The organism is bacterium, from assembly GCA_021372775.1.
GTDB lineage: Bacteria > Acidobacteriota > Polarisedimenticolia > J045 > J045 > JAJFTU01.
On the sequence record JAJFTU010000418.1, the window covers coordinates 1 to 4,085 of the forward strand.

General features: G+C 74.1%; 4 protein-coding genes and 1 tRNA gene. 2 read left to right on the forward strand and 3 right to left on the reverse strand.

Annotation, left to right across the window (positions count from 1 at the left end; translation table 11 throughout):
• Positions 1-10 precede the first annotated feature (10 nt).
• Together LLG88_14330 and rnr are read right to left on the reverse strand one after the other, a co-directional pair.
• Positions 11-460 (reverse strand): archease, encoded by a 450-nt coding sequence (locus tag LLG88_14330; protein MCE5248087.1) that lies wholly within the window; start codon positions 458-460, stop codon positions 11-13.
• Complete coding sequence (rnr, locus tag LLG88_14335) at positions 457-2,850, reverse strand: ribonuclease R (protein ID MCE5248088.1); 2,394 nt, start codon at positions 2,848-2,850, stop codon at positions 457-459. Before rnr ends, LLG88_14330 begins: the two co-directional genes overlap by 4 nt.
• A gap of 139 nt (positions 2,851-2,989) precedes the next feature.
• Here rnr and LLG88_14340 point away from each other — a divergent pair.
• Positions 2,990-3,076: transfer RNA gene (locus LLG88_14340), tRNA-Leu, on the forward strand.
• Positions 3,077-3,195: 119 nt separating this feature from the next.
• Positions 3,196-3,558: a hypothetical protein gene (locus tag LLG88_14345; protein ID MCE5248089.1), complete on the forward strand. Its 363-nt coding sequence runs from the start codon at positions 3,196-3,198 to the stop codon at positions 3,556-3,558.
• Positions 3,559-3,645: 87 nt separating this feature from the next.
• On the opposite strand, the gene LLG88_14350 is transcribed toward LLG88_14345, so the two are convergent.
• On the reverse strand, positions 3,646-4,085 hold a 440-nt coding region (locus LLG88_14350), incomplete at its 5' end, for a hypothetical protein (GenBank protein MCE5248090.1).

Here is a 4,085-nt window from a genome sequence, read left to right on the forward strand (position 1 = left end):
GTCCGTCGGCTCAGAGATCCAGCAGGACCCGCGCCGTCCACCCGTCCCGGTCCTCGGAGACGAGCAGCTCGTGGTAGGTGACCGCCTTGACCTCGGTCTTGAAGCCGTGCCGCGCCGGATCGAGCGGCACGCCGCGGGCGACCGCCGCGACCGACGCCGCCCCGAGCGACGTCACTTCGACCTCCGCGACGGCCAGCCCCTCCGTCGCCGCGAGCGAGAGCAGCTCGCCGAGGAAGGCAACGAGCAGCGTCTCGCCGTCCCCGGCCGCGGCCTCGATCCGCAGCGCGCGCGTCCCGGCGCCGGCCGCGAGGTCGGCCGCCGCCCGCTCGACGTCGAACGCGACGTCGGAGAGGGCGAGCGCCGCGCGCTCGAAGAGGAGCGCGCGGTCCGGCGCGCGGACGAGCAGCCCGACGTCCGCCGTGTGCTCGAGCAGTTCGTAGGCCGGACGGCCGCGGGTCAACGGCCGCCCCGCGGCCGATGGCGTCCCGGACGCCCCGCGCCCTTCTTCGCTCCCTGCGGCCCCGTCTTCGCCGGGCCCGGCGCCATCTTCGCAGCGCCCGTCCCGGTCTTCGCCGCGCTCGGCCGCTTCGTCGCCGTCCGCGGCCCCGTCTTCGGGGCCGGCGCCTTCGTCGCCGCCGCGCCCTTCGCGCCGCGGCCGCGCCCCTCCCCGCCCGTCTTGCGCGCCGCCGCCTTGCGCCCGCCGCGCCGCGCGCCGCGCGGGCCGGCGGCGATCGTCGGCGTCACCGGCGCGAAGTCGATCATGTGCGCCAGCGCGTCCACGCGGTCCACCCGGACGTCGATCTCCATCCCGAGGCGGAAGACCCGCCCCGTCTCCGCGCCGCGCAGCACGAGCTTCTTCGGGTCGAAGCGGAACTCCTCGTCGCCGAGGCGCGAGACGTGGAGCAGCCCTTCGACGGCCGGCTCGGCCAAGGCGACCATCACGCCGTACGCCGCGACCTCGACGATCCGCCCCTTGAACTCGTCCCCCAGCCGGTCGGCCATGAACGAGGCGATCTTCCAGGCCACCGCCTCGCGCTCCGCCGACTCCGCCTCGCGCTCGAGCCGCGAGCACTCGCGGGCCAGCTCCGGCATCCGCGCCGCGCGGTCCTCGCGCTCCCCCGGCGTCTCCGGCGTCTTCTCCAGCAGCCGGCGCAGCGAGCGGTGGGCGACGAGGTCGGGGTAGCGGCGGATCGGCGAGGTGAAGTGGAGGTAGCGGCGCAGGGCGAGGCCGAAGTGGCCGAGGCACTCCTCGTCGTAGCGCGCGAGGGCCATCGCCCGCAGCGCGAGCCGCACCACGAACGGCTCCTCGGGCCGTCCCTTGGCCCGCTCGACGACCTCGGCGAAGTGCCGCGGCTCGATCTCCGTGTACGGCGCGGGGAGCGAGTAGCCGAGGGCGTCGAGGGCCAGCGCGGCCCGCTCGACGCGCGGCGGGTCGGGGCGCTCGTGGGCGCGGTAGAGGGTCGGGACCTCCGCGCGGACGAGGAGATCGGCCACCGCCTCGTTCGCGGCGAGCATGAACTCCTCGACCATCCGGTGGGCGAGGTTGCGGGGGCGCGAAACGATGTCGGTCGTGGCCCCGGTGAGGTCGAGCAGGATCTGCGGCTCGGGAAGGTCGAAGTCCACCGCCCCGCGGGCGCGGCGCCGGTCGGCGAGCAGGCCGGCCAGCTCCGCCGCGGCGTCGAGCATCGGCAGCAGGCCGGGGCGGAAGGCGCGGGCCGCGGGGTCGCGCTCCTCGACGATCCGCGCGACCTCGGTGTAGGTCAGGCGCGCCTTGGAGCGGATGATCCCGCGGTGGAAGCGGGCCGCGACGACGGCGCCGGCCTCGTCGTAGTCGATCGTCGTTCCCTGCGTCAGGCGCGGCTCGTCGGGCCGCAGCGAGCAGAGGCCGTTGGAGAGCTGCTCGGGGAGCATCGGCAGGCAGCGGCCGGGGAAGTAGACGCTCGTGCCGCGGCGCAGCGCCTCGCGGTCGAGCGCCCCGTCCTCGGCCACGAAGTGCGCCACGTCGGCGATGTGCACGTGGAGGCGGAAGCCGCCGCCGGGGCGCCGCTGGACGCAGATCGCGTCGTCGAAGTCCTTCGCGCTCTCGCCGTCGATCGTGACGACGTCGTCCCCCGTGAAGTCCTCGCGCCCCTCGCGCGGCCAGGCCTTCGGGTCGGTCGGCAGGGCGTCGGCCTCGGCGAGCGTCTCGTCGGGGAAGGCCAGCGGGAAGCCGTACTTGCGGATCAGGACCTCGACGTCCACGCCGGGCTCGTCGGGGCGGCCGAGCCGCTCGACGACCCGCCCCTTGGCGGCGTGCTGTTCGTCGGGGAAGACCTCGAGGGAGAGGCTGACGATCTCGCCGCTCTTGGCCTCGGCGGTGTCGCCGCGGCGGACGACGATCTCGAAGCCGAACCCCTTGTCGAGCGGCTCGACGATCCCGCCGCCGGAGGCGGTCTCGTAGAAGACGCCGGAGACGCGCGAGCTGGCGCGTTCGACGACGCGGACGATCCGCCCCTCGCGCTTCCCGTCGGCGCGCCGCGCGATCTCGCGGGCCGCCACGACGTCGCCGTGCAGGGCCGAGCCCTGCGCGCCGATGCGGATGAACAGGTCGTCGGAGCCGTCGTCCGGATTGACGAAGCCGAAGCCGGCGCGGTGCCGCGCGAAGCGCCCGACGACGTCGCCGAGGGCGCTCTTGGCGCCGAAGCGGCGGCCGCGCATCTCCACGAGGTCGCCGGACTGCACGAGCCGGCGGACGATGCGGCGCAGGAACGGCCGCTCGGCGGGGCCCATGCCCAGCGCCGCGGCCAGTTCCCGCACGGTCTGCGGCTGTTCCGACAGCCGCCCGAGGATTTCCTTTTCGTCTATTGTCATGCGGCCATCATGCCCTACAGCCCGCCGCGGTGGTATCGCCGGCGGCGGAAACGGGCGCGGCGCCGGGCCCGGCGGGCCGACGAACGCGCCGCGGAGTTGACGGCGCCCCCTCCCTGCTTTACTATCCCGCGTCGCCGCTGCCGGGGTGGCGGAATTGGCAGACGCGCATGGTTCAGGTCCATGTGTCCGCAAGGACGTGCGAGTTCGAGTCTCGCCCTCGGCACCATAACTTAGCGGCAAGAAAGCCCAGCCCTCGCGGCTGGGTTTTTCGTTTTCCGGCGACAATTGGCCTTCGCCGGGAGACGCGCGTCGGCGGCCCGCGCCGACGCTGGAGGAGGAGCGCGCATGAACATCGACTTCCCGCCGTTCAATCCGGCCGAGGAGTCCGCGACCGCGCTCTTCCAAGGGCTTTGGCAGCTTTCGACGCCGCTTGCGATCCTCGGCGTCGTCGTCTTGATCCGGGCCTTGGCGCGGCGACGGATCACCCGCCGAACGGCCGGCGTCGCGCGCTACGCGCTGACGGTGAGCGCCTTCGCGTTTCTGGCGTTCCTCGTCGCCCTTGCCCTCGGCGGCGTCTTGGCGGAACCCGACTGGCCCTCGGTGCTCGTCTTGATCTTGGGCCCCTCCGCCGTCTCCGCCGCGCTGTGGTTCGCCGTCCTCCGGGTGCGGCGCGCCGACGAGTCCGCGCCGTCGCTGCGCGACTCCTGATTCGAGCCGCCGGCGGAGAACACCGCGCACGGCAGGCGCGGAAGTGTCTTGAGCGCGGCGACGATCGTCGGGACGCGCCGGCGGCCCCTACCGCTCGACGGCCACGAACGTCTTCTCGAGGTGGAGCTTCTTGCCGGAGACGAGATCCTCGATGTCCGCGATCATCGTGTAGCGGCCGAGCGGGTCGCCGGGGTCCAGGACGAAGGCCATGCCGCCGACGCTCAGCTGAAGCTGGTTCTTGCGCAGGGCCGGCTTGCCCGACCACAGTTCGCCCCGGTCGCCGTCGCCGTAGGACGAGCCGTCCGGCTTGAACAGCTTGAACGTCACCACGGCGTTGCAGTTCCCGCGCGCGTCGGCCGCGCAGCCGGTGAACACGATGAAGCCGACGAGCCGCTTCCCGCGCGCCACCGTCTCCGCCGCCGGAACCGGCGCCGCGGCGCCGGCCCGCTCCCACGCCGCGAGGAACTCCTCCGGCCTGTCGGTGAACACGAGCATCGCGCCGAAATCGCCGGCGCTCTTCCGCGACG

What these genes read in the sequence shown, in the direction of transcription:
- LLG88_14345 (MCE5248089.1), top strand. Translation starts at nt 3,196, where the DNA reads ATGAACATCGACTTCCCGCCGTTCAATCCGGCCGAGGAGTCCGCGACC.
- rnr (MCE5248088.1), bottom strand. Translation starts at nt 2,850, where the DNA reads ATGACAATAGACGAAAAGGAAATCCTCGGGCGGCTGTCGGAACAGCCG.